Raw genomic sequence first — 22496 nt, forward strand, 5'->3', positions numbered from 1 at the left:
GGCGATCGGGTCGACCGCGGCATCGAGATAGCGATGGATGCGCGCGGCGGGATCGAGGTCCTCGCGGCCATAGGCGGCCGCGAGCCGCGATCCTTCCTGAGTGATGAAAAACCGTGCGCTCTCGCCCGCGCCTTCGACATCGAAAATCATCATATCGGCGAGTTCGTCGGCACCCCCATCATGCCGGAAATCGGCGATCGCTGGCAGGCCGTTCGGCTCGCGCAGCGCGCGGAGCCAGGCGTTGAGCAGCACGCGTTGCTGGATGGACCTCACCACCGAGGGGTTGGCGCTGGCGAATTCCATGTCTAGTTGAATTCAATCACGTCGCGCGCCGGAATCCGGCCGGGGGCGCGGTAAGACAGATCGCGGTCGATGACGGCGCGAATTTTGGGCCTGGGCAGCGTGTCATTTCCCCGCATCAGATTCTTGATTTCAAAGCCGCCGTCTTCGCAAATCGTCTTCAGCGAGGCGAGGACATCGGTGACGGCACCGCCGTTTGAAAATGGCATGAGCAGCCGCTCATAGGCGACGATTCGCCCGTAAGTATCATCGATATGCGCAATCGTGTAGACGGGAAGTTTCCGTCTCACACATTCATAATAGACCGGCATCACGTAGGGCGCGAGCCGCGGACCGACATACGCGTCGAGATAGTGGCCTTTGCCGGTGTGGCCGTAGGCGCTCGACATCCGCGTACCCTCGCTTTGGATGATGAAGCGCGGCGGGTCGCGATCGGCCTCGACCGTATAATAGACGAGGTCCGGTTTCTCCTCCTCCAGCCGCTCCGGCTGGTATTCGGCGATCCGCGGCAATGACTGCTCGCGCGCGTACAGCCTGAGCCAGCCGTTCAGGAGTTCACGCTGCCTGATTGATTTGACGACCGAAGGGCCCGCGCTCTCGAAATCCACGGCTGAAACCCACGTCCACTGCAAACAAGCGAATTTTCCCATCCAAGGGAAAATTTTCTATGAAGGGGCGACCGGTGAACCAGCGTCGCAGGCAAATTTTCGCCTCTAGCGGAATGGTGGGCCTTGCGCTACAGCCGCTTCCGGCCGCGTGTCGTCGAGCATGCGACTAAGGGCGGAGCCGCGCGGCGGCACGCCACGGGGGCGGATGAAGCTTTCCGCCTTGCGTAAGCGGGGGAGATGACGGCATATTCCGCCCCCGGAGGCGGCGGTTCGGGACGGTTTTCCCGCGCGTTTCCTGGGAAACTGCCCGTTGCGTTAAAAACGAGCCGTGCACGCCACGTCGTGCGCGGGAGGGGGAAATTGTTTGGCTGACGAGTTCATTCTCGAGACCCACGGATTGACCAAGGAATTCGCGGGATTCTTTGCCGTTCGCGACGTTTCGCTGAAGGTCAGACGTGGGCACATTCACGCATTGATCGGCCCCAACGGGGCCGGCAAGACCACGTGTTTCAATCTGCTCACCAAGTTCCTGCGGCCGTCCGCGGGCACGATCCTCTATAAGGGGCAGGACATCACGGCGACGGCGCCGGCCGACGTTGCGCGGCTGGGCCTGGTGCGCTCGTTCCAGATCTCGGCGGTGTTCCCGCATCTCACCGCGCTGGAAAATGTCCGGGTCGCGCTGCAGCGTCAGCACGGCCAATCCTTCGATTTCTGGCGCTCCAAATCCGTGCTCAACCGCTTCAACGGCCGGGCGCTGGAATTGTTGAACGATGTGGGCCTGAGCGAGTTTGCCAACACGCCCGCGGTCGAAATGCCCTATGGGCGCAAGCGGGCGCTGGAGATTGCGACGACGCTCGCGCTCGACCCGGAGATGATGCTGCTGGACGAGCCGATGGCCGGCATGGGCCATGAGGACATCGACAAGATCGCCGCGCTGATCAAGCGCATCTCGGCCAAATACACCATCCTGATGGTCGAGCATAATTTGAGCGTCGTCGCTAACCTCTCCGACGTCATCACAGTGCTGACGCGCGGTCATGTGCTGGCCGAAGGCTCATATGCCGATCTTTCCAAGGACGAGCGCGTCAAGGAAGCCTATCTCGGAGCCGGTCATGCCTGATTTGCAGTTGGCTGAAGCGCCCGCGAGAGCCGCGCCCGCGGCGGGCGGCGAGATCCTGTCGGTCGCCAATCTCGAAGCCTGGTACGGCGAGTCGCATATTCTTCACGGCATCAATTTCACCGTGAACGCCGGCGAGGTCGTCACGCTGCTCGGCCGCAACGGCGCCGGCAAGACCACGACGCTGAAGTCGATCATGGGGATCATCGGCAAGCGCTCGGGGTCGATCCGCTTCAACGGCCAGGAGATCATCCGCACGTCCTCCGATAGGATCGCGAGGGCAGGCATCGCCTTCTGCCCCGAGGAGCGCGGCATCTTCTCCAGCCTCGATGTGCGCGAAAACCTGCTGCTGCCCCCGGTGGTGCGGCAAGGCGGGCTGTCGCTGGACCAGATCTTCGACCTGTTTCCGAACCTGAAGGAGCGCCTGAAAAGTCAGGGGACGAAACTCTCCGGCGGCGAGCAGCAGATGCTGGCGATCGCGCGCATCCTGCGCACCGGCGCAAGCTTCCTGATGCTGGACGAGCCGACCGAGGGCCTCGCGCCTGTGATCATCCAGCAGATCGGCCACACCATCGCGCGGCTGAAGAAGGAGGGCTTTACCATCCTTCTGGTGGAACAGAATTTTCGCTGGGCCTCGACCGTGGCCGACCGCTACTACGTCGTCGAGCACGGCAAGATCATCGACGGTTTTGCAAACAGCGAACTACAGGCCAACATGGACAAGCTGCACGCTTACCTTGGCGTTTAACGACACAGCGAAGATTAACGAGAAAAAAGGTCAGGGATAAACAATGAAAACCAAATCGATTGCATCCTTGTTGCTGACGACGGCGCTCACGCTCGCGGCCGCGAGCCTCGCGCACGCCGACGACAAGGTCGTCAAGATCGGCGCGCTCTCCGATCAGTCCGGCCTGTACGCGGACCTCGGCGGGCCGGGGTCGACCCTTGCGGCGCAGATGGCCGTGGAAGACTCAGGGTTGACGGGGAAGGGCTGGAAGATCGACATCATCGCCGGCGATCATCAGAACAAGCCCGATATCGGCGTCAACATTGCGCGGCAATGGTTCGACGTCGATAAGGTCGATGTCATCGTCGACGTGCCCAATTCCGGCGTCGCGCTGGCGGTTTCCAACATCGTCAAGGAAAAGAACGGTATCCTGCTCAATTCCGGCGCGGGTACGTCCGATCTGACCAACGCGCAGTGCACGCCCAACACGATTCATTGGACGTACGACACCTACACCCTGGCCCACGGCACCGGTTCGGCCCTCACCAAGAACGGCGGCGATAGCTGGTTCTTCCTCACGGCTGATTATGCCTTCGGCGCGGCGCTCGAACGCGACACCACGGCGGCCGTCCAGGCGGCGGGGGGCAAGGTGCTCGGTGGCGTCAAGGCTCCGCTGAGCACGGCTGATTTTTCTTCTTTCCTGCTGCAGGCGCAGGCCTCCAAGGCCAAGATCATCGGTCTCGCCAATGCCGGAGCCGACACCACCAATTCGATCAAGCAGGCTGCCGAATTCGGCATCACGAGCAGCGGCCAGAAGCTCGCGGCGCTGCTTCTGTTCATCACCGATGTGCACTCGCTCGGCTTGAACACGGCACAGGGGCTGAACTTTACCGAGACCTTCTACTGGGACATGAACGATGGCACGCGCGCCTTCGCCAAGCGGTTCCAGGAGCGGATGAAGAACCACAACATGCCGACCATGGTGCACGCCGGCGTCTACGCCAGCCTGCTGCATTACTTCAAGGCGCTCGAAGCCCTCGGCGGCAACCCGCATGACGGCGCCAAGATCGTCGCGAAGATGAAGGAAATTCCGACCGATGATGCCCTGTTCGGTAAGGGCAGCATCCAGCCGAACGGTCGCACCATTCATCCGGCCTATCTCTTCGAAGTCAAGAAGCCGTCCGAGTCCAAGGGACCTTGGGACTACTACAAGCTCGTGTCCACCATTCCCGCGGACGAGGCTTTTACGCCGCTGGACAAGAGCACCTGTCCCTTGCTGAAGAAGTGACCCTCGAGGTGCGGCGGCCAAGCCTGCCGCCGCACTTCGTCAATTGAGATGAACGGAGCGTCGAGAGAGAACCGATGCAAGCCCTTTACGCACAGCTTCTGGTGGGACTGATCAACGGCTCGTTCTACGCGCTGCTCAGTCTCGGGCTTGCCGTGATCTTCGGCATGCTCAACATCATCAATTTCGCCCATGGCGCTCTCTATATGATGGGCGCCTTCGTCGCTTACTTCCTGCTCAACCTGTTCGGCATCAACTATTGGTTTGCGCTCATCATCTCGCCGCTCGTGGTCGGGATTTTCGGCATGATCCTGGAGCGGACCATGCTGAAATGGCTGACCGGGCTGGACCATCTCTATGGCCTCTTGCTCACCTTTGGCCTGGCGCTGATCATCCAGGGCGTGTTCCAGAACTATTTCGGCTCCTCCGGCCTGCCTTACTCCATTCCCGATCAATTGAGGGGCGGCATGAATCTCGGATTCATGTTCCTGCCCATCTACCGCGGTTGGGTCGTGGTGTTCTCGCTCGTCGTGTGTCTCGCGACCTGGTTCTTGATCGAACGGACGCGGCTTGGCGCCTATTTGCGCGCGGCCACTGAAAACCCCACGCTGGTCCGTGCCTTCGGCATCAATGTGCCGCGGATGATCACGCTGACCTACGGGCTTGGCGTCGGGCTCGCGGCGCTGGCCGGCGTGCTCTCGGCCCCGATCAACCAGGTGCGCCCGCTGATGGGCGCCGACCTTATCATCGTCGTGTTCGCGGTGGTGGTGATCGGCGGCATGGGCTCGATCATGGGATCGATCATCACCGGCTTTGCGCTGGGCGTGATCGAGGGATTGACCAAGTATTTTTATCCCGAGGCCTCCAACACCGTGGTGTTCGTGCTCATGGTGCTGGTGCTGCTGGTAAAGCCGACGGGACTGACGGGACGGGCGGCCTGACATGACAGCAATGACCGACGACACCTTGCCGATCACGCCGCGCGCGATGCGCGACGAGATGATCGTGTTCGGCCTCATGGCGGTGCTGCTTGCGATCGTGCCGTTCACCGGCATCTATCCGTTCTTCGTGATGCAGGCGCTGTGCTTTGCGCTGGTCGCCTGCGCCTTCAACCTCCTGATCGGCTACGGCGGCTTGCTTTCGTTCGGGCACGCGATGTTCTTGGGCACAGCGGGCTACTGCAGCGCCCATGCGCTGAAGGTCTGGAACCTGCCGCCCGAACTCGGCATCGTCGTCGGCACTGCCGCCGCCTTCGCGCTGGCTATCGTGACCGGCTACGTATCGATCCGCCGCCAGGGCATCTATTTCTCGATGATCACGCTGGCGCTGTCGCAACTGCTCTATTTCATCTATCTGCAGGCGCCGTTCACTCATGGCGAGGACGGCATTCAGGGCATCCCGCAGGGCCGCCTGTTCGGCGTCTTCGATCTCTCGCAACCGACGATCCTTTATTACGTGGTGCTGGCCGGCTTCCTCGGCGCCTTCCTCCTGATCTACCGCACGATCAACTCGCCATTCGGCGAGGTTCTGAAGTCGATCCGGGAGAACGAGCAGCGCGCGATCTCGCTCGGCTACAAGACCGATCAATACAAATGGCTGGCCTTCATCCTGTCGGGCACGCTGGCCGGCTTTGCCGGGGCGTTGAAGGTGTTCGTTGCCCAGAACGCATCGCTCACGGACGTGCACTGGACCATGTCGGGCGAGATCGTGCTGATGACGCTGGTCGGCGGCCTCGGCACCATTTTTGGGCCGGTCGTTGGCGCATTCGTCATCATCGCCATGCAGCAATATCTGGCCGGGTTCGGCCAATGGGTCACGGTGATCCAGGGCGTGATCTTCGTCGCCTGCGTGCTCCTGTTCCGCCGCGGCATCATCGGCGAGGTCGCGCATTACTTTAAGCGATCGCTGTAAGGCGGCCGTTTTCCGCGCCTTTGGCGTTTCCCATAAAGCGGTGGATGATCGGCTTGAGCCTGCCGGGGTAGGGTGGGCTTTTGCCTCGAAATCCGCTTATGACAGTTTTGTGACGCGGCCCGCCAGGAGCCCTGAAAGCAGGCTCAAGGCAGGCGGCTGCCGGGAAACGATGGATTCGACACCATGATGCGCTGGTTTCGCGCCTTTCTGCCCAGGGAGGAACGGTTCTTCGACCTGTTCGCCCGCCATTCGGCCACGGTCGTGAACGGTGCTCAGGCGCTCCAGGGAGTGCTGCGGGGCGGAGACCAGACGCTCGCCTTCTGCCAGAAGGTCAATCAATTCGAGAGCGAGGCCGACGGCATCACCCGCGAGGTCCTGACCGCTGTCAGGCGGACCTTCATCACCCCGTTCGACCGCAGCGACATTACCGCGCTGATCACCGCGATGGACGATGCCATCGATCAGATGCAGCAGACGGCCAAGGCGGTGTTGCTGTTCGAGGTGCGCGAGTTCGAGCCGACGATGCGGGAGATGGGCGGGCTGCTGGTCGAGTGCGCGCAACTCGTCGGCCGCGCGCTGCCGCTCTTGCAGGCGATCGGCGCCAACGTCTCGCTGCTCACCCAGATCACGGAAGAGGTGACCAAGCTGGAAGGCCGCGTCGACGATCTCCACGACATCGGGCTGAAGGAGCTTTACCTCAAGCATCGCCACGGCAACACCATGGACTTTATCGTCGGTGCCGAGATCTACGACCACCTCGAAAAGGTCGCCGACCGCTTCGACGACGTCGCCAACGAGATCAACTCCATCGTGATCGAGCAGGTCTAGAGAGAGAGCGTTGTCTAAATCGGTCTGTCCACGGACTCCGTTTGCCTCTCCCTGGCGGGGAGAGGCCGGATTGCGAAGCAATCCGGGTGAGGGGGCGCCGCTCCATCGAGGGACCTTAACCCCTCACCCGGATCGCATCTCTCGATGCGATCCGACCTCTCCCTCTGGGAGAGGTGAAACAAGAGCGATTCCGCGACCATGCGATAGGGCGTGGCCGTGAACGTCACGCTAGGTCTTCCGATAGTGATCGGCCTGATAGCGGTCGCGCTGCTGTTTGACTTCCTCAACGGCCTGCACGATGCCGCCAATTCGATCGCGACCATCGTCTCCACCCGGGTGCTGCGTCCGCAATTCGCGGTGTTCTGGGCCGCGTTCTTCAATTTCGTCGCCTTCCTGGTTTTCGGACTCAACGTCGCCCATACGATCGGCACCGGCATCATCGAGCCATCCGTCGTCGATGCGCAGGTGATCTTTGCCGCGCTGATCGGCGCCATCGTCTGGAACGTGGTCACCTGGGCGGTCGGCATCCCGTCCTCCAGCTCGCATGCCTTGATTGGCGGGTTGGTCGGCGGCGGCGTGGCGAAGGCGGGGATTTCGGCAACGGTCTGGAGCGGCCTGTCAAAGGCGGTCGCGGCCATCGTGCTATCGCCGCTGCTCGGATTTGTTCTCGCCACCGTGCTGGTCGCGATCGTCTCCTGGGCCTCGGTGCGCTCGACACCCTTTGCGGTCGATCGCGCCTTCCGCATCCTGCAATTCGGCTCGGCCTCGCTCTATTCGCTCGGCCATGGCGGCAATGACGCGCAGAAGACCATGGGCATCATCGCCGTGCTGCTTTATTCGCAGGGCTATCTGGGCAGCGAATTTTCCGTGCCGTTCTGGGTGGTCCTGGCCTGCCAGGCTTCGATGGCGCTGGGCACGCTGATGGGCGGCTGGCGCATCGTGCGCACCATGGGCCTGCGCATCACCAAGCTGACGCCGATGCAGGGCTTCTGCGCCGAAACCGGCGGCGCGGCGACGCTGTTCATGGCGACATTCCTCGGGATTCCGGTCTCGACCACCCATACCATCACCGGCGCCATCGTCGGGGTCGGCGCCGCGCGACGCGTCTCCGCCGTGCGCTGGAACGTCGCCAGCACCATCGTCTATGCCTGGGTGATTACGATCCCGGCCTCCGCGATCGTGGCCGCGCTGGCCTATTGGGTGGTGCAGGCGCTGCGCTGAACGATCACGCCACCAGCTTGAGGCCCACGATGCCGGCGACGATCAGGCCGATGCAGCCGAGCCGCACCGCCGTGGCCGGCTCGCCGAGCAGGGCAATCCCGAGCACCACCGTGCCGACTGTTCCGATGCCGGTCCACACGGCATAGCCGGTTCCGATAGGCAGTGTCTTTACGGCAAGACCCAGCAGCAGGACGCTCGCGACCATGCAACCGAGCGTCAGCACCGACGGCACCAGCCGGGTGAAGCCGTCGGTATATTTCAGGCCGATCGCCCAGCCGACCTCCATCAGTCCGGCGACGAACAGAATGATCCAGGCCATAGCGGATTGCCTTATTTCCATGGACGAGGGTTCCTGAACGAGGCCCAGAGCGGACCGGTAGCGGCCTTGTCGCTATCGAATGCAAGGGGCGTGCGAGATCGTCTTTGCAGTCCTATATAGGGCACGTAGTGCCTGCCGTCCGAGATGGATGCAAGTGCATTTAATGTCGCAGTTGACGGGACGTCATGAGGCTCCGTGCAACTCTTGATCCCATCGCCTTTCTTTGTCACACGCTCGCCCAAGCCCGAATCCAACGCCCTAGCCAATGTCCGACCTTGCTCTCGCCGCCGACGTGTCCGCCACGCCGCTCGCCACCGAAGTGGCACGCCGTCGGACTTTTGCCATCATCTCCCACCCCGACGCGGGCAAGACCACACTGACGGAAAAACTGCTGCTGTTCGGCGGCGCTATCAACCTGGCGGGCCAGGTCAAGGCCAAGGGCGAGCGGCGCAACACCCGTTCCGACTGGATGAAGATCGAGCGCGAGCGCGGCATCTCGGTCGTTACCTCGGTGATGACCTTCGAGTTCGAGGGGCTGGTGTTCAACCTGTTGGACACGCCGGGCCACGAGGACTTTTCGGAGGATACGTATCGCACGCTCACGGCGGTCGACTCCGCGGTGATGGTGATCGACGCCGCCAAGGGCATCGAGGCGCGGACGCGCAAGCTGTTCGAGGTCTGTCGCCTGCGCGACATTCCCATCATCACCTTCATCAACAAGATGGACCGCGAGAGCCGGGACGTCTTCGAGCTCCTGGACGAGATCGAAAAGACGCTGGCACTCGATACCACGCCGATGACCTGGCCGGTCGGGCGCGGCCGCGATTTCCTCGGCACCTATGATGTCAGGAACGGCGGCGTGCGCCTGCTCGAAGGCGGCGGTGCCAAGACCGGCGCGGCGCAGCAGATCGAGATCGCCGAGCTCACCAGGTTCAACCCCAATCTCGAGGTCGATGCGATCAAGGACGAGCTCGAGCTGGTGCGCGAAGCCTGCAAGCCGTTCGAGCTCGAGGCGTTTCGCGAAGGTCATCTGACGCCGGTCTATTTCGGCAGCGCCTTGCGCAATTTCGGCGTCGGCGACCTCCTGGAGGGGCTCGGCCAATTCGCGCCGCCGCCGCGCGCGCAGGACAGCGACTTGCGCAAGGTGCAGGCGGCCGAGCCGCGCATGAGCGCATTCGTGTTCAAGATCCAGGCCAATATGGATCCGAACCACCGCGACCGCATCGCCTTCGCGCGGCTCTGCTCCGGCAAGCTCAGCCGCGGCATGAAGGCCAAGCTGGTGCGCACCGGCAAGGCCATGCCGCTCTCGAGCCCGCAATTCTTCTTCGCCCAGGACCGTTCGGTCGCCGATGAGGCCTTCGCCGGCGACGTCGTCGGCATTCCCAACCACGGCACCTTGCGGATCGGCGATACGCTGACCGAAGGCGAGGACATCACCTTTGTCGGGGTGCCGAGCTTTGCCCCGGAAATCGTCCGCCGCGTGCGGCTGACGGACGCCATGAAGGCGAAGAAGCTGAAAGAGGCGTTGCAGCAGATGTCGGAGGAGGGCGTGGTGCAGGTGTTCCGCCCGCGCGACGGCGCGCCCGCGCTGGTCGGTGTGGTCGGCCCGCTGCAGCTCGACGTGCTGAAGGCGCGGCTCGATGCCGAATATTCGCTGCCGGTGGAGTTCGAGGTCTCCGAATTCCAGCTCGCGCGCTGGGTCTCCTCCGACGACCGCAAGAAGCTGGATGCCTTCATCGCCTCCAACACCTCTTCCATCGCCGACGATGTCGACGGCGACCCGGTCTACCTGGCCAAGAACGAATTCTATCTCGGCTACACCAAAGAGCGTGCCGAAGGCATCAACTTCTCCAACGTCAAGGACGTGAAGAAGAAGACCTAAGGTGCTCGTCATCTTCCGCCACCGGTCAGCGCGAAGCGCTGCCCGATGACAGGCTCCTCTAGCCATCCACCGACGCCACGGGCCGCGTTGCGGCTTCAGACCGACGTCAGCCGATCCGCATCGACAGCTCGACATCCTCGCCGAATGGCGTCGATAGGTAACCGTTCGCAGGCGAGCGCACGCACGCCAGGTAGTCCGGGCTGTAATCGGCGTTGTCGGCCACGACGAAGGCGCCCGGCTGGAGGCGGCTTTCCACCAGGCTCAGGATTTCCGGATAAAGTGCCTTGGCGCCGTCGAGCAGCAGCAGGTCGACCGTATCAGGGAGATCGACGCTGAGTGTCTGCAGGGCGTCGCCCTCCCGGATCTCCACGAGGTCAATGAGACCGCCGGCGGTCAGATGATCGCGCGCACGGGCCACCTTGGATGGCTCGAACTCGCTGGTGATCAGACGGCCTCCGCCATTGTCGCGCAGGGCCGCGGCGAGGTGCAGCGTCGAGATGCCGAACGAGGTCCCGAACTCGACGATCGTCCGCGCTCGCGAGCTTCGCGCCAGCATGTAGAGCAGCGCGCCGGTCTCGCGCGAAACGGCGAGCGGAGCGTTCCTTAAGCGCCCGTAAAGCTCGCGGTAGTCGGTCTTGCTCCGCATCAGGCGCGCCCGCTCCTGATCTGAGAGATCGGCCACGGCGGAGTCGGTCTGCGCCGATGCCGCGTCGGCCTCTTCGAACAAGCGGTCCAGCAGCGGGCCAAGCGGGGCGGTCGTCAGGGTGGTCATGTAGGTCTCCGGTCTAAAATGAGCGCGTTCTTGCGCCGCACCAGAAATACGAATAATCATTCGCATTCGCTATTCGCATTCCCCGCGCGTTCGATGGCCGATCCCCGAAGTCCTTCAATTTCTTCACGAAAACAGCCGCAGCAGGCCCGCTCGGCCGAGCTCGTCGCGATCATTCTGCAGGCGGCGGTTCAGGTTTTGGCGAAGGAGGGGGCGCAGCGCTTCACGACCGCGCGGGTAGCCGAAAAGGCCGGCGTCAGCGTCGGATCGCTCTATCAGTACTTCCCGAACAAGGCGGCGATCCTGTTTCGCCTCCAATGCGACGAATGGCGGCAGACGACCGAGTTGCTGCGGACCATTCTCGAGGACATCAGAAGACCGCCGCTCGAACGGCTGCGCGCCCTGGTCCACGCATTCATCCGTTCGGAATGTGACGAGGCCGCCATGCGTGTGGCGCTCAACGACGCCGCCCCTCTCTATCGCGATGCGCCCGAGGCGCGGGAGGCGAGGGCGTCGGGCGGCCGCACGATCCAGGTCTTCATGCGCGAGGCGCTGCCATCGGCCTCAGAGGCAACGCGCGCCTTGGCCGGCGCGCTGATCACATCGACGCTCAGCGCGGTCGGAAAGCAGTTTTCGGAAAGCCCTCGAACGTCCGCAGAGATCGCGGCCTACGCCGAGGCCATGGCCGATATGTTTTGCGCCTACTTGGAAGCCTCGAACACGGCTGACGTCAAACGTCCGAGCCTTGCAGGGGCACTCGAGCCTCCGACTCGCGCGAGAAGAAGGGGAGGAGCGCCACGCTGACCTCTTCCGGGCGATCTTCGGCCTGAAGATGACCGCCCATCGTCGCCGCGCCCGTGACGTCGTCGGCCCAGCCTCTCCAGATATCGACCGGGCTTGGACGGCCGGCGACCTCCTGGGAGCTTGGCCAGAGCACGAGGACGGGACAGTCCAGCTTGCGCCCCGCCGCGCGGTCGGCCTGGTCATGGGCAAGATCTTCATGGAGTGCGGCACGATAGTCCTCGCACATCGCGTGTCGCACCGCAGGTTCGCGGAACGCGGCACGGTAGGCCTCCCTCGCCGCCGGCTCGATGACATCATCGCTCTCCGCGTTCATGGTCGCGAAGGCGCGATCGATCACGGCATCCGGCGCCGCGGCGAGCAGGCGTTCGGGCAAGTCCGCCGGTTGCGCCAGCAGAAACCAGTGATAGCTCTTTTGAGCGTACCGATAGTCGACCGCCAGCATCGCATCGACGGTCGGAATGACCGCGAGCGAAGCAAAGCGATCGACGGCGCCGGGATGATCGAGCACCAGACGGTAGCCGGCGCGCGCGCCGCGATCGTGCCCCGCGAGTGCGAACCGCGCGTATCCCAGCGTCTGCATGAGGGCCACCAGCGCCGCGCCAACCCGCCGTTTGGTCCAGCGCGGTGTCATCGCATCGGGCCGGCTCGCGCCATAGCCCGGCAGGTCGGGGATGATCACCGTGTGCTGACGCGCCAGAGCCGGGGCGACTTTACGCCATGCGATATGCGTCTCGGGGAAGCCGTGAAGGAGCAGGAGGGGCGGACCGTCCCCGCCGATCACGCCGGCGAAGCGGACGCCGCCCGCCGCTACATCCAGCGTCCGGAAGCCGGGAAAGAACGGCGGCGCGGCATCGCCTCTCGACATGGCGCTTTGATCCTGTGTTGCGACGGAAGCCATCAGCCCTTGGTAGCAGCGATCACGAACGCGGCAAGCTCTTGGCCGAACCGGGCCGGCTCCTCGTAGAACGGGCTGTGGCCGCTATCGCCGTACACGGAAAGGCGGCTGCCCTGATGGAGCGCCTTGATCCGCTCGGACATGGCGAGGCGGACCAGCCGGTCATGCACGCCATGCGTGAGCAGGACCGGGCCGGCGTAGTCGCGGAAGACGGGCTCGAGATCGGACGTCGCGGTCTTGACGAAGCCCTCGTTCACGACGCGGGCCGTCATGCCGTTGATGACGAGCATGCGCTGGAGGTCGTTCCCCGTCGGCGGCTTGTGGAAGCAGGCGGCGAGAAAGTCGGCCGTCGCCGCGGCCCGTTCCGCCAGATCGTGCGAGGTGGTCGTGCCGGTGAATGTGCCGGCCAGCGGGGTGAGGAGATCCGGCGACAGCTTGGTGACCGCATCGACCAGGTTGATCCCCGCAATCTGTGAGCCGCCATGCTTACGAAGATACGCACCGGCAACGTAACCGCCGAGCGACCAGCCCACGAGCACCGGCCGGCGGAGCTTCGCGCTCGCGATCACCGCTGCGATATCGTCCGCCCACCGGTCGGCATCCGAGTAGGCCTCCGCGGAGGTGGGCTTGTCTGAATCTCCGTGGCCGCGAAGATCGAATCGGACCATGCGGAAGCCCGCCAGCGCGGCGTCGGCGAACTGCTTGTCCCAGCTCAGCCGGCTCTGGCGCAGGCCATGGATGAACAGGATCTCGGGTGCCTGCGGCTCGCCCTGAGCCTCGCCCACCAGCATCGTGCCATCGGACGACCGCGCGAAGAACGGCTCGTGCGCAGCGGCCGCCTTCGCCGGGTTGTCAGCCACCTCTCTGGTGCCCGCCGCGCGTGCCGGCGACGTGACGTGGACAGTGCCGGTTTCCACGGCCAAAGCGGTGAGACCAATCGCGCCGGCCAGAACCGCGCGTCGTGAGGAATCCATATGCCACCTTCATATTGTTTAGTGATCGCTATTCAACCGGCTTGACGGCGCCTGTCAAGCTGTTGTTTAGTGATCATTATGCAACAGGGTGCGAAATCGCGCGGCGGGCGGCCGTGGAGCTTCGATAGGGATCGGGCGATCGAGACCGCCATGCGGCTGTTCTGGCGCCATGGCTATGAAGGCGTCTCGATCGGTGACCTGACCAAGGCGATCGGGGTGGCGCCTCCGAGCCTCTATGCCGCCTTCGGCAGCAAGGCCGGGCTCTATCTGGAAGCGGTTAATCGCTATGAGCAGACCCTCGGTTTGCTCGATGCAGCCTCGATCGGCTCGGCGACATCACTGGCTGAGGCGGTGCGGCGGTTGCTCGAGGCCGCGGTCAAGGCGGTCACCCATCCCGATCGCGAGCTCGGCTGCATGATCTCCAGCGGCATGATCGCCTGTCACTCCGAGCATGCCCCGCTTGCTCGCGATGCGGCCTTGCGCCGCGATGCCATGCGCGAGAGAATTGCGCAGGCACTCCGCTCATTTGCTGGAAAAAGCGAGGTGCATCGCCTGGCCCGGCATTTGGCCGCCGTCATGCAAGGCATCTCGATCCAGGCACGGGACGGTGCGACGCGAGCGGAATTGCAGGAAATCATCGAAGACGTCATATCGGGCGTCGCGGCCCGTTTTCCCCGGGACGGGCGAAGACGCTGATATTGGTCGCGCGCATGCCGATCACGATGACGTCGCGTGTGTCCATATGGCCTCCAACGATCTCGTCATTGCCAGACGCGCACAGCGCGAACCCGGAATCTGGATGTTATGGCGCGGGATTCCGGGTTCAGCCCTATAGGCTGCCCCGCAATGACGGACGTCACTTCTTCTGCTAGCGGAGCCGGCCGCGCGTGGACGCAACTCGGCCGCCGATGACGAGGCAGTGTTCAAGCTCAGGCAAGGCCTTCCTCGGCGAGCGCCTGTGCGACGGAGGGCAACTCCTTCATTCGCGCGAAATAGGCTCGCAGGCGCTGCGAAATTTCGATACCGTGCCTATAGGCCCACATCAGCATCACGAACAAATAGGGGTCGGCGATTGTCATCCGCTCACCCAGCAGGAACGGCTTATCGCCGAGCTGGTCGGCGAGGGAAGCGAAATGCTTGGCCAGTCTCTGCCGAGCCTTATCCTTCTCTGCCTGTGTCGCATCAGAGTAGAAGAACGGCTTGAAATTGCCGTGGAGCTCGGTGGTCATGAAGGAGGTGGCCTCCAGCGCGCGCCAGCGCGTGATGCCTTCGGCCGGGAGCAGGGTGCTGCTTTGGTGCGCGATGTAGGCGAGAATGGCGAGATTCTCAGTCAGCACGGTTCGGTCGTCGAGCTCCAGCGTCGGAACGAAGCCCCTGGGATTGATCGCTATGAAGTCGCGTCCGTCGTCCGTCCGCTTGTCCCGATTGATGCTCACGAGCTTGCAGGCAAGCCTGGCCTCGATCAGCGCGATGTGGACGGCAAGGCTGCAGGCGCCCGCATGGTAGTAGAGGATCATGATGGTCTCCGTACTGGTGGGACCTGTGAAGCAGCTTCAGGCCCACATGGTCTAGAATGTTGACCAGCACCGGATATGTGACTATCAGCTTGCCCGGCAAGAACGCATATTTTTAGGACCAGGTCATATGGATGTGCGCGCGCCGCACGACGAGCCAACAGATTGCCGCGGTGTCAGCGAGATCCTCAGTCGGGTCGGAGACAAGTGGACGGTGCAGGTGGTGGTAGCGCTGCGCGACCAGCCGCGCCGCTTCAACGATATCAAGCGCCAGGTTCGCGGTATCTCGCAGCAGATGCTGACCCGGACTCTCAAGACGCTCGAGCGCGACGGCATGGTCAAGCGCACGGTCTGTGCGACGACGCCGCCGCAGGTGGAGTATGCGCTGACCGCACTCGGACGATCGCTGTCAAAGCCGGTGCGGCAGTTGGCACAATGGGCGCGCGCGCATCTCGCAACCATTCACGACAACCGCCAGCGTTACGACGCGAAGCGCTGAGGCCTGCGGCCGAATAGCATCCAGCGTCGAACGGACTGCCGCGGGATGGCTCGACCGCATCGCCCCGTCTCCGGATTGGCCGATGGCTGCTCCGTCACGCGTCCATGAATCTGATCACTTGCTCGGCGACAGCGCGGGGCGCTTCTTCCGGCACGTAATGGCCGCAGCCAAGGAACACGCCGCCACGCACATCAGTCGCGACGAGATGCAGCGTGTCGATAAGGGCCGTGCCGACGCCTGTCTCGGCGCCGAATGCCAACACCGGCATGACAAGCTTACGCTCGGCACGTGCGCGACTCTGCGCGAGCCCCCCGGGACTGAGCTTGTGTCGATAATAGGACAGCGCCGCCCGCGTCGCGCCGGGGGCGGCATTGACCCGCACATATTCGTCGAGATCGGCCGGCGTGATCGTCCAGTCCCGGACCGCCTTTGCGCGAAACAGCCAAGTCAAGAATTCGCGCTCGCGGCCCTGAAGCAGGATCTCGGGTAAATCGTCGAGCCGGTTAAAGGCGAAATGCCACGTCTTCACGTTCGCTTCTGCCGAAGGGATGCCGGAGGGCGGGGGAGTGATGCCGGGCAGTGCCGCGTCGAACACGGCAAGCCGCTTGACGTCGTCAGACCATTCGGCCGCATAGGCATAACCGATCCAGGTGCCGATATCGTGGCCGACGACATCGATCGGTCCGTTCGCCGTCAGCCCCAGCGCCTCGACGAAGTCATGAATCTCGGTGGCGACGGCGTGCATCTCATAACCCGAGGCGGGCCGGTCGGAATCGCCCATTCCGCGCGGGTCGAGGGCGATCACGCGTCGCCCGGCGGCCGCGAGTTGCGGCATCACATAGCGCCAAGCGTACCAGCTCTGCGGCCATCCGGGCAGCAGCAGGATCGGCGCGCCGCTGCCGCCTTCCACGAAATGCAGCCGAACGCCATTGACGCCGACGGTACCATGGCGGAACTGGGCCCAGAAAGTCGCGGGATCGAAAGGGGGCAAGGTGTCTGCAGCGGACGTTTGAACGATGTCATGCGTCATGGCGAACTCGGGATGTAGGGCTTGCGTCTCATATAGAAAGTGATCGCTTCCAAATTTGCCAAATGCTCAATCGAGCAGTTTCAGCGCGCCATCGACCAGGCTCGCCATCTCCTCCCGAGAGCGGCCGGTCTTGCCGAGGACGCGCATCCCCTGCACGACGCAGAGCAGCAGGCGGGCGGTCACGCCGGCGTCGACATGCGAGGAGATGGAGCCATCTTCCCGTCCTTCTCGAATGAACTCGACGAGGCGCCTTTCATGGCCGGCAAGCACCGCGACCACCCGCTTGGCCATTTCCGGATCGGAGCTTGCGAGATCGACGGCGCTGCCCACGACGAGGCAGCCGCGCTTGCCGAGCTTGCCATGGCTGTATTCCGCATAGGTGGCGAGAACGGCCCTGACCTTGGCGCGCCCGCTGCGTGCGCCTGCCAGCTCCTGCGCCAGCCGCTCGCTCCGCAGCACGACGTAGCGCTCGAACGCGGCCAGGAAGACGCCGCGCTTGTCGCCGAAGGCTTTGTAGAGGCTGCCCTCCGCGATCTCCATCGCCGCCGTCAGCTTGCCGAGCGAGGTCGCGTGATAACCATTCTCGCTGAAGGTGCCGATCGCCTTGTCCAAAGCTTCATCGAGATCGAACTCGCGAGGCCGGCCGGGACCGCGGGGCACCGCGGGATGTGCGATTGATGTGTTCATGCATGCTATAATAGGAAGTGATATCTTCCTAATCAAGCGGCGCCGATAATTAAAAAATACTCCCCGGCTGATCGCTCGGGCACCGGTTACGTCGCCAACCCTGGGGGAATAGCGCGCTCGGCCAATCGCACGGATCGGGTCTTGCGAGGCCATCGCAGCCAATTACGGCAGGCTGCGCGGCGGTCACACCGGCGAGTGCGGAGGTCGATTCGCCTGTCGGGCAGGCGAGGGTGATTTCCGGAGCTGGCTTTGCTCGGGCGAGCAAAAAGACCCGCAAAGGTCTCGTGCGCGTTTGCAGAAAATTGCCGTGCCAATTCAAGCTGATTTGGGTGGTCCAGTCCTCCGAGCAAAAATATTTCTCTTTCGTTTTTTCAGAAATGGATGATTATCCTCGTCATCCCGGCCCGTCAGAGGGGACGTATCGCGGTCGTCACGGACGTTGGGCAGGGTGCGGTGGACGCGAGGGCGTCGCGCGCGCAAGTCTTCGCAGGGCGGATTTTTCGTGAGCGATTGGACAACGCGCAGGACGAGCGGCGCTCGGCCCGTTTTCAGCGAGCTTCGACAGGTGGCGCGATAAACCTGTCGGATGACTTGGGGGAGGCGTTCGCGGACGGCGAAGCCGTGTGGTCCTGGCGCCCCGAGGCTGGCGCTAAGCCTTGTGAGATGTCGCGCGGAGTCCAACCGGACGTAGAAGCGCAGAGATCGCAAGGCGACGGTGACAACAAAGTCTGGCTCACCGAGGAGAGCGCGGAGTAAGCCGTAAAACCGCCGCGCGGGGAAGGCCGGAGTGTTTCCGCCTGTACCTGTGGTCAACGCGCCTCGCGCAATTCGTTTTTGCGCGGGGACCTCGGGTGCATGCGGTCACCCGGTCTTCCCTGCGCCCTCTGTCTTTTGGAGGGTGAGAGTTGATGCAAACTCGGGCGCAAAGCACGCCGCGAGAATACTAAGCCATGTGTTCGATGTTTGAAATTGAGGCGGAATATTTCAACAACGTCGTCCTGGCGAAAGCCGGGACCCATAACCACAGGCGCTGATATTGTGAAGGTCGTCTGCCATTCGTGCCCAAAGATAGATTCCGCGGTATGGGGCCCGGCTTTCACCGGGACGACAAACCGGCATCGAGGCACGGTGCCCCTCCACTTTGAACGCGGATGTGAAGAGAGCCGGCTTGATGCCGGGGCCTGCGCCAAACATCTTTAGGCCATCTGCATTTGTCTTCAAAAGTGTTGTTGCATGCTGCAGCGCATCGCCATCTCCCTGACGCTCGCCGCCGCGATCCTGTTCGCGGGCCCGGCTGGCGCGCGGAACTATCACCACATCAACCCGATCCCGTTCTCGCATTCGCCCTGCAGCGTGTTTGACAGGAGGCCCTGCACACCGCAGTTCTGCAGCGCGCTCCATCACGGGCCGTGCATCCCCGAAATCAATTATCCATACGGCGAGAACCTGCAGGTGACGGTCCAGACCGTGCCGCCGAAGGAGGACGAGGCGAAATATCAGCGGCCGGATCACGACCTGGACACGATCGGCGATCTCTTTTCCGCGTTGCGCTCCTGCTGGTCGCCGCCGCCGCCGGATCAGGCGCACGAAGGCATGCAGATGTCGGTGCGCTTTTCCTTCAAGAAATCCGGCGAACTGATCGGGCCGCCGCGCATAACCTTCGCCACCGCCGGCGCCTCCGCGGACGCCCGCGCGACCTATTTGAAAGCAATCAACGACTCGCTCGACGCGTGTCTGCCCCTGAAATTCACGAGCGGCCTTGGCGGCGCGCTTGCCGGCCGGCCGATCATGATCCGCTACGTCGATAATCGCGATATCGGCAAGTCGTCATCGGAAAACAGGTGATCCTATCTGCCATTCCGCGAGGCAGGAAACGCAAACTCCTCATTGCCGGGCTTGACCCGGCAATCCATCGCCTTCAAATGCATCCTTGGTCCGCTGGCGCGGACGATCGATACGCGGATCGAGCCCGCGCATGACGGTTGAAGATGTGGCGGCCCTTTCGCGTGCTACAACTCGAGCGTTAAATGATCCGCGCCAAGCAAAGGGAGGTGCGTCGTGGGACTGTCGGTGATGATCCTGGGCCTGGTGCTGCTCCTGGGCGCCCATGTCCTGACCGCGCAGCGCCCGGCGCGCGCGCGGCTGATTGCTGCCGTGGGCGAGGGGCCCTACAAAGGCGCCTATTCGTTGGTGTCGCTGGTAGGGCTCGCGTTGATCGTGTGGGGCTTTGCGCATTACCGTGCGACGGAATGGATCCAGATTTGGAATCCGCCGACGGCGCTGAAGCATCTCAATGTCGCGCTGATGCTGCCGGCCGTGATCCTCGTGGTCGCTTCTTACATCCGCGGACGCATCTACGCCAAGTTGAAGCATCCGATGCTTGCGGGCGTGAAATTATGGGCATTCGGCCATTTGCTGGCCAATGGCGATCTCGGCGGGATCGTCTTGTTCGGCTCGTTCCTGGCCTGGGGCGTATACGACCGGATCTCGCTCAAGCGCCGGACGGATCCGGGCGCGCCGCCGATCCCGGTGGGGGGCGTCACCAACGACCTGATCGCGGTCGCTGTCGGCTTTGTCGCCTATCTCGCGCTCGCCTTCGCCTTCCATCCGGTGGTGATCGGCGTTCCCGTGGTCGGAAGTTAAACGGAGTTCAGCCATGTCTGTGCAGTCGTCCATCAGGCGCAAGACCGCGCCGGACATTCATTCCCGCAAAGGGGGCGAGCCGATCGTGATGCTCACTTCCTATCACGCCCACACCGCCGCGCTGGTCGACCGATATTGCGACGTGATCCTGGTTGGCGACTCCCTGGGGAACGTGATGCACGGCTTCGAGACCACTGTGCCAGTGACGCTCGAGATGATGATCCTGCAGGGCAGTGCGGTCATGCGCGGTTCGGCCGCGGCGTTGGTCGTGGTCGACATGCCCTTCGGCTCTTATGAGGCCTCCAGAGAGCAGGCATTTCATTCCGCGGCGCGCATCCTGAAAGAAACCGGTTGCGGCGCCGTGAAGCTCGAAGGCGGGGCGCGAATGGCGGAGACGATTGCGTTTCTCACCGAGCGCGGCATCCCGGTCATGGGCCATATCGGGCTGACGCCGCAATCCATCAACACGCTCGGCTCGTTTCGCGCCCAAGGGCGCGAGGAGGCGGGTTGGGGAACAATCGAAAACGATGCGCGGGCTGTTGCCGATGCCGGCGCGTTTTCGGTGGTGATCGAGGCCGTGGCCGAGCCGCTGGCGCGCAAGATCACGCAGGACATCCCCATTCCAACCATCGGCATCGGTGCCAGCGCCGCCTGCGACGGTCAGGTCCTGGTGCTGGAGGACATGCTGGGGCTCTCGCCGCGGGCGCCGAAATTCGTCCGCCGCTACGGCAATCTCGGACCCGAAATCGAAGCGGCCATCGAAAGCTATGCCCGTGACGTCCGCTCACGCGCGTTCCCGGGGCCGGAGCACGTCTATGAGATGAAAAAGAAGAGCTAGGGCGGGCAAATGGATTGGTCGCAGCATCCGATAGCACCCATGCAGCTTGAGGCGCATTTCGGCGATCGCCTGGTGCCCGCTTTCCGTGAGCGGCCGCGCAGCATCTGGCAGATGGTGCTGGATGCCAGCGCGAGAAACCCGGACGGCGAGGCCTTGGTTTGCGGTCAGATCCGCCTGACCTGGCGCGAGGCCGTAGCGCGCTCGGCGCAGATTGCAACGGGCTTGCAGCGGCAGGGGCTGGAGCGAGGCGACCGCATCGCGTTTTTGATTGGCAACCGTATCGAATTTCCGCTGCTGCTATTCGCAGCCGCCCAGCTCGGCCTGATCACGGTTCTGCTCGGTACGCGTCAGCAGAAGCCGGAAATCGCCTATGTGCTCAACGATTGCGGCGCAAAGGTCTTGATCCACGAGGCTGCGCTTTCCGATCGCCTGCCGGATGCGCACGATGTACCCCAGCTCGCGCGTCGCATCGTCCTCGATGACAACACGCGGCTCTCGCAATTTTCGGAGCTTCTCGATCACCCGCCGCTTTCGGCGACTGCGGATGTCGGCGAAGAAGACACCGCGATGATCCTCTACACGTCGGGTACGACGGGGCGTCCGAAGGGCGCGATGCTTGCTCATTGCAACATCATCCATTCCGCGATGATCTTCGTGAATTGCCTGGGGCTGACCGCGGCCGACCGTTCCATCGCCGCCGTTCCGCTCGCCCATGTCACCGGCGTTGTCGCCAACATCATGACCATGGTGGCCTGCGCGGGGACGCTGATCATCGTCGCCGAATTCAAGGCAGCGGAGTATCTCAAGATCGCCGCGCGCGAGCATATCACCTACACGGTGATGGTGCCGGCCATGTACAATCTTTGCCTGCTGCAGCCCGATTTCGATGCTTATGACCTCTCCGCCTGGCGGATCGGCGGCTTTGGCGGAGCGCCGATGCCGGTTGCGACGATCGAGCGGCTCGCCCTTAAAATCCCGGGCCTGAAGTTGGTGAACTGCTATGGCGCCACCGAGACGACCTCACCGACCACGATCATGCCGAGCGAATTGACCGCGCGTCACATCGACAGCGTCGGCCTGCCGTGTCCGGGCGCGACGGTCGTGATCATGGATGAGAATGGCCGCGAATTGCCGCGGGGCGAGATCGGCGAAATCTGGATTCATGGGGCTTCCGTGATCAAGGGCTATTGGAACAACCCGCAGGCCACGGCGGAAGGCTTTACGGGCGGCTTCTGGCACTCCGGCGATCTCGGGTCGATCGATGCGGACAATTTCGTGCGGGTGTTCGATCGGCGGAAGGACATGATCAACCGCGGCGGACTGAAGGTGTTTTCGGCCGAAGTCGAGTCCGTGCTCGCCGGCCACCCGGGTGTCGTCGAGAGTGCCGTAATTGCAAAGCCATGCCCCGTGCTCGGCGAGCGCGTTCACGCGGTTATCGTGACCCGCGGCGAGGTCTCGGCCGAGGCCTTGCGAAGCTGGTGCGCCGAGCGGCTCTCCGACTACAAGGTGCCGGAAACCGTGGTTCTGACGCTGGATCCATTGCCGCGCAACGCGAACGGCAAGGTGCTCAAGCGCCAGTTGCGTGAGATGCTGGAGCAGGTCTAGTAGAGAGGAGGAGAGGGCCATCTCTGGCGTGTCATAAGGC

Annotated in this window: 24 protein-coding genes; 16 read left to right on the forward strand and 8 right to left on the reverse strand. The window is 63.3% G+C overall.

Going from position 1 to position 22496, the window contains the following annotated elements; translation table 11 throughout:
• Positions 1–33: 33 nt before the first annotated feature.
• Positions 34–309 (forward strand): hypothetical protein, encoded by a 276-nt coding sequence (locus P6U23_RS18440; RefSeq protein ID WP_407181113.1) that lies wholly within the window; start codon positions 34–36, stop codon positions 307–309.
• On the opposite strand, the gene P6U23_RS18445 is transcribed toward P6U23_RS18440, so the two are convergent.
• Entirely contained in the window at positions 306–908 is a 603-nt protein-coding gene (locus tag P6U23_RS18445) for a hypothetical protein (RefSeq protein WP_407181114.1), read from the reverse strand. The two genes, P6U23_RS18440 and P6U23_RS18445, sit on opposite strands and share 4 nt — an antisense overlap.
• A gap of 364 nt (positions 909–1272) precedes the next feature.
• On the opposite strand from P6U23_RS18445, the gene P6U23_RS18450 reads away from it, so the two are divergent.
• The 7 genes from P6U23_RS18450 (at position 1273) to P6U23_RS18480 (ending at position 7997) form a co-directional block, all read left to right on the forward strand.
• Positions 1273–2028, forward strand: a complete 756-nt coding sequence (locus P6U23_RS18450; RefSeq protein WP_024509883.1) for an ABC transporter ATP-binding protein — start codon at positions 1273–1275, stop codon at positions 2026–2028.
• Positions 2021–2773, forward strand: a complete 753-nt coding sequence (locus P6U23_RS18455) for an ABC transporter ATP-binding protein (RefSeq protein ID WP_407181115.1) — start codon at positions 2021–2023, stop codon at positions 2771–2773. Before P6U23_RS18450 ends, P6U23_RS18455 begins: the two co-directional genes overlap by 8 nt.
• Before the next feature lie 43 nt (positions 2774–2816).
• Positions 2817–4040 (forward strand): ABC transporter substrate-binding protein, encoded by a 1224-nt coding sequence (locus tag P6U23_RS18460; protein WP_407181116.1) that lies wholly within the window; start codon positions 2817–2819, stop codon positions 4038–4040.
• Between the two features lie 74 nt (positions 4041–4114).
• Positions 4115–4978, forward strand: a complete 864-nt coding sequence (locus P6U23_RS18465; RefSeq protein WP_407181117.1) for a branched-chain amino acid ABC transporter permease — start codon at positions 4115–4117, stop codon at positions 4976–4978.
• Between the two features lies 1 nt (position 4979).
• Positions 4980–5948, forward strand: coding sequence for a branched-chain amino acid ABC transporter permease (locus P6U23_RS18470; RefSeq protein ID WP_024509887.1), 969 nt, complete (start codon positions 4980–4982; stop codon positions 5946–5948).
• A gap of 183 nt (positions 5949–6131) precedes the next feature.
• Positions 6132–6776: a DUF47 domain-containing protein gene (locus P6U23_RS18475; RefSeq protein ID WP_407181118.1), complete on the forward strand. Its 645-nt coding sequence runs from the start codon at positions 6132–6134 to the stop codon at positions 6774–6776.
• A 216-nt stretch (positions 6777–6992) separates the two neighbouring features.
• A complete protein-coding gene (locus P6U23_RS18480) occupies positions 6993–7997 on the forward strand; it encodes an inorganic phosphate transporter (RefSeq protein WP_407181511.1) in 1005 nt (334 codons plus the stop codon).
• Between the two features lie 4 nt (positions 7998–8001).
• Here the strand turns inward: P6U23_RS18480 and sugE are convergent, their stop codons facing one another.
• Positions 8002–8316 carry a quaternary ammonium compound efflux SMR transporter SugE gene (sugE, locus tag P6U23_RS18485; protein WP_407181119.1) on the reverse strand — a complete coding sequence of 105 codons (315 nt, stop codon included), beginning with the start codon at positions 8314–8316 and terminating at the stop codon, positions 8002–8004.
• 265 nt (positions 8317–8581) lie between these two features.
• Between sugE and P6U23_RS18490 the strand changes: the two genes are divergently transcribed.
• The gene (locus tag P6U23_RS18490) at positions 8582–10198 is read left to right on the forward strand and encodes a peptide chain release factor 3 (RefSeq protein ID WP_407181120.1); all 1617 of its coding nucleotides are present in this window, start codon (positions 8582–8584) and stop codon (positions 10196–10198) included.
• Between the two features lie 106 nt (positions 10199–10304).
• On the opposite strand, the gene P6U23_RS18495 is transcribed toward P6U23_RS18490, so the two are convergent.
• A complete protein-coding gene (locus P6U23_RS18495) occupies positions 10305–10970 on the reverse strand; it encodes an O-methyltransferase (protein WP_407181121.1) in 666 nt (221 codons plus the stop codon).
• 93 nt (positions 10971–11063) lie between these two features.
• Between P6U23_RS18495 and P6U23_RS18500 the strand changes: the two genes are divergently transcribed.
• Positions 11064–11771, forward strand: a complete 708-nt coding sequence (locus P6U23_RS18500; RefSeq protein ID WP_407181122.1) for a TetR family transcriptional regulator — start codon at positions 11064–11066, stop codon at positions 11769–11771.
• Here P6U23_RS18500 and P6U23_RS18505 read toward each other — a convergent pair.
• Both P6U23_RS18505 and P6U23_RS18510 read right to left on the reverse strand, forming a co-directional pair.
• Positions 11698–12636 carry an alpha/beta fold hydrolase gene (locus P6U23_RS18505; RefSeq protein ID WP_407181123.1) on the reverse strand — a complete coding sequence of 313 codons (939 nt, stop codon included), beginning with the start codon at positions 12634–12636 and terminating at the stop codon, positions 11698–11700. The genes P6U23_RS18500 and P6U23_RS18505 overlap by 74 nt on opposite strands.
• 32 nt (positions 12637–12668) lie before the next feature.
• Positions 12669–13640: an alpha/beta fold hydrolase gene (locus tag P6U23_RS18510; protein WP_407181124.1), complete on the reverse strand. Its 972-nt coding sequence runs from the start codon at positions 13638–13640 to the stop codon at positions 12669–12671.
• Positions 13641–13718: 78 nt separating this feature from the next.
• Here P6U23_RS18510 and P6U23_RS18515 point away from each other — a divergent pair, with 78 nt between their 5' ends.
• Entirely contained in the window at positions 13719–14336 is a 618-nt protein-coding gene (locus P6U23_RS18515) for a TetR/AcrR family transcriptional regulator (RefSeq protein WP_407181125.1), read from the forward strand.
• 233 nt (positions 14337–14569) lie between these two features.
• On the opposite strand, the gene P6U23_RS18520 is transcribed toward P6U23_RS18515, so the two are convergent.
• Positions 14570–15157 (reverse strand): glutathione S-transferase C-terminal domain-containing protein, encoded by a 588-nt coding sequence (locus P6U23_RS18520; RefSeq protein ID WP_407181126.1) that lies wholly within the window; start codon positions 15155–15157, stop codon positions 14570–14572.
• 127 nt (positions 15158–15284) lie between these two features.
• On the opposite strand from P6U23_RS18520, the gene P6U23_RS18525 reads away from it, so the two are divergent.
• Positions 15285–15653: a winged helix-turn-helix transcriptional regulator gene (locus P6U23_RS18525; protein ID WP_407181127.1), complete on the forward strand. Its 369-nt coding sequence runs from the start codon at positions 15285–15287 to the stop codon at positions 15651–15653.
• A 94-nt stretch (positions 15654–15747) separates the two neighbouring features.
• Here P6U23_RS18525 and P6U23_RS18530 read toward each other — a convergent pair whose 3' ends face one another.
• Together P6U23_RS18530 and P6U23_RS18535 are read right to left on the reverse strand one after the other, a co-directional pair.
• Complete coding sequence (locus P6U23_RS18530; protein ID WP_407181128.1) at positions 15748–16683, reverse strand: alpha/beta fold hydrolase; 936 nt, start codon at positions 16681–16683, stop codon at positions 15748–15750.
• 66 nt (positions 16684–16749) lie between these two features.
• Entirely contained in the window at positions 16750–17370 is a 621-nt protein-coding gene (locus P6U23_RS18535) for a TetR/AcrR family transcriptional regulator (RefSeq protein ID WP_407181129.1), read from the reverse strand.
• Between the two features lie 1233 nt (positions 17371–18603).
• Between P6U23_RS18535 and P6U23_RS18540 the strand changes: the two genes are divergently transcribed.
• The 4 genes from P6U23_RS18540 to P6U23_RS18555 all read left to right on the forward strand — a co-directional run bounded on the left by P6U23_RS18540 (position 18604) and on the right by P6U23_RS18555 (position 22456).
• Complete coding sequence (locus P6U23_RS18540) at positions 18604–19215, forward strand: hypothetical protein (protein WP_407181130.1); 612 nt, start codon at positions 18604–18606, stop codon at positions 19213–19215.
• A gap of 213 nt (positions 19216–19428) precedes the next feature.
• Positions 19429–20013 carry an NnrU family protein gene (locus P6U23_RS18545; protein ID WP_407181131.1) on the forward strand — a complete coding sequence of 195 codons (585 nt, stop codon included), beginning with the start codon at positions 19429–19431 and terminating at the stop codon, positions 20011–20013.
• A gap of 13 nt (positions 20014–20026) precedes the next feature.
• On the forward strand, positions 20027–20851 hold the full coding sequence (gene panB, locus P6U23_RS18550; protein ID WP_407181132.1) for a 3-methyl-2-oxobutanoate hydroxymethyltransferase: 825 nt from the start codon (positions 20027–20029) through the stop codon (positions 20849–20851).
• 9 nt (positions 20852–20860) lie between these two features.
• A complete protein-coding gene (locus P6U23_RS18555; RefSeq protein ID WP_407181133.1) occupies positions 20861–22456 on the forward strand; it encodes a class I adenylate-forming enzyme family protein in 1596 nt (531 codons plus the stop codon).
• Positions 22457–22496: the final 40 nt, after the last annotated feature.

Origin of the sequence: Bradyrhizobium sp. STM 3562 (assembly GCF_045571435.1) — a bacterium.
Lineage (GTDB): Bacteria > Pseudomonadota > Alphaproteobacteria > Rhizobiales > Xanthobacteraceae > Bradyrhizobium.

Bases quoted from the DNA above. Each gene is read 5' to 3' on its own strand.
- P6U23_RS18440 (WP_407181113.1), top strand. From the start codon at position 34: ATGGATGCGCGCGGCGGGATCGAGGTCCTCGCGGCCATAGGCGGCCGC.
- P6U23_RS18465 (WP_407181117.1), top strand. From the start codon at position 4,115: ATGCAAGCCCTTTACGCACAGCTTCTGGTGGGACTGATCAACGGCTCG.
- P6U23_RS18460 (WP_407181116.1), top strand. From the start codon at position 2,817: ATGAAAACCAAATCGATTGCATCCTTGTTGCTGACGACGGCGCTCACG.
- P6U23_RS18505 (WP_407181123.1), bottom strand. From the start codon at position 12,636: ATGTCGAGAGGCGATGCCGCGCCGCCGTTCTTTCCCGGCTTCCGGACG.
- P6U23_RS18525 (WP_407181127.1), top strand. From the start codon at position 15,285: ATGGATGTGCGCGCGCCGCACGACGAGCCAACAGATTGCCGCGGTGTC.
- P6U23_RS18510 (WP_407181124.1), bottom strand. From the start codon at position 13,640: ATGGATTCCTCACGACGCGCGGTTCTGGCCGGCGCGATTGGTCTCACC.
- sugE (WP_407181119.1), bottom strand. From the start codon at position 8,316: ATGGCCTGGATCATTCTGTTCGTCGCCGGACTGATGGAGGTCGGCTGG.
- P6U23_RS18495 (WP_407181121.1), bottom strand. From the start codon at position 10,970: ATGACCACCCTGACGACCGCCCCGCTTGGCCCGCTGCTGGACCGCTTG.
- P6U23_RS18530 (WP_407181128.1), bottom strand. From the start codon at position 16,683: ATGACGCATGACATCGTTCAAACGTCCGCTGCAGACACCTTGCCCCCT.
- P6U23_RS18515 (WP_407181125.1), top strand. From the start codon at position 13,719: ATGCAACAGGGTGCGAAATCGCGCGGCGGGCGGCCGTGGAGCTTCGAT.
- P6U23_RS18500 (WP_407181122.1), top strand. From the start codon at position 11,064: ATGGCCGATCCCCGAAGTCCTTCAATTTCTTCACGAAAACAGCCGCAG.
- P6U23_RS18555 (WP_407181133.1), top strand. From the start codon at position 20,861: ATGGATTGGTCGCAGCATCCGATAGCACCCATGCAGCTTGAGGCGCAT.
- P6U23_RS18470 (WP_024509887.1), top strand. From the start codon at position 4,980: ATGACAGCAATGACCGACGACACCTTGCCGATCACGCCGCGCGCGATG.
- P6U23_RS18490 (WP_407181120.1), top strand. From the start codon at position 8,582: ATGTCCGACCTTGCTCTCGCCGCCGACGTGTCCGCCACGCCGCTCGCC.
- P6U23_RS18455 (WP_407181115.1), top strand. From the start codon at position 2,021: ATGCCTGATTTGCAGTTGGCTGAAGCGCCCGCGAGAGCCGCGCCCGCG.
- P6U23_RS18535 (WP_407181129.1), bottom strand. From the start codon at position 17,370: ATGAACACATCAATCGCACATCCCGCGGTGCCCCGCGGTCCCGGCCGG.
- panB (WP_407181132.1), top strand. From the start codon at position 20,027: ATGTCTGTGCAGTCGTCCATCAGGCGCAAGACCGCGCCGGACATTCAT.
- P6U23_RS18540 (WP_407181130.1), top strand. From the start codon at position 18,604: ATGCTGCAGCGCATCGCCATCTCCCTGACGCTCGCCGCCGCGATCCTG.
- P6U23_RS18520 (WP_407181126.1), bottom strand. From the start codon at position 15,157: ATGATCCTCTACTACCATGCGGGCGCCTGCAGCCTTGCCGTCCACATC.
- P6U23_RS18475 (WP_407181118.1), top strand. From the start codon at position 6,132: ATGATGCGCTGGTTTCGCGCCTTTCTGCCCAGGGAGGAACGGTTCTTC.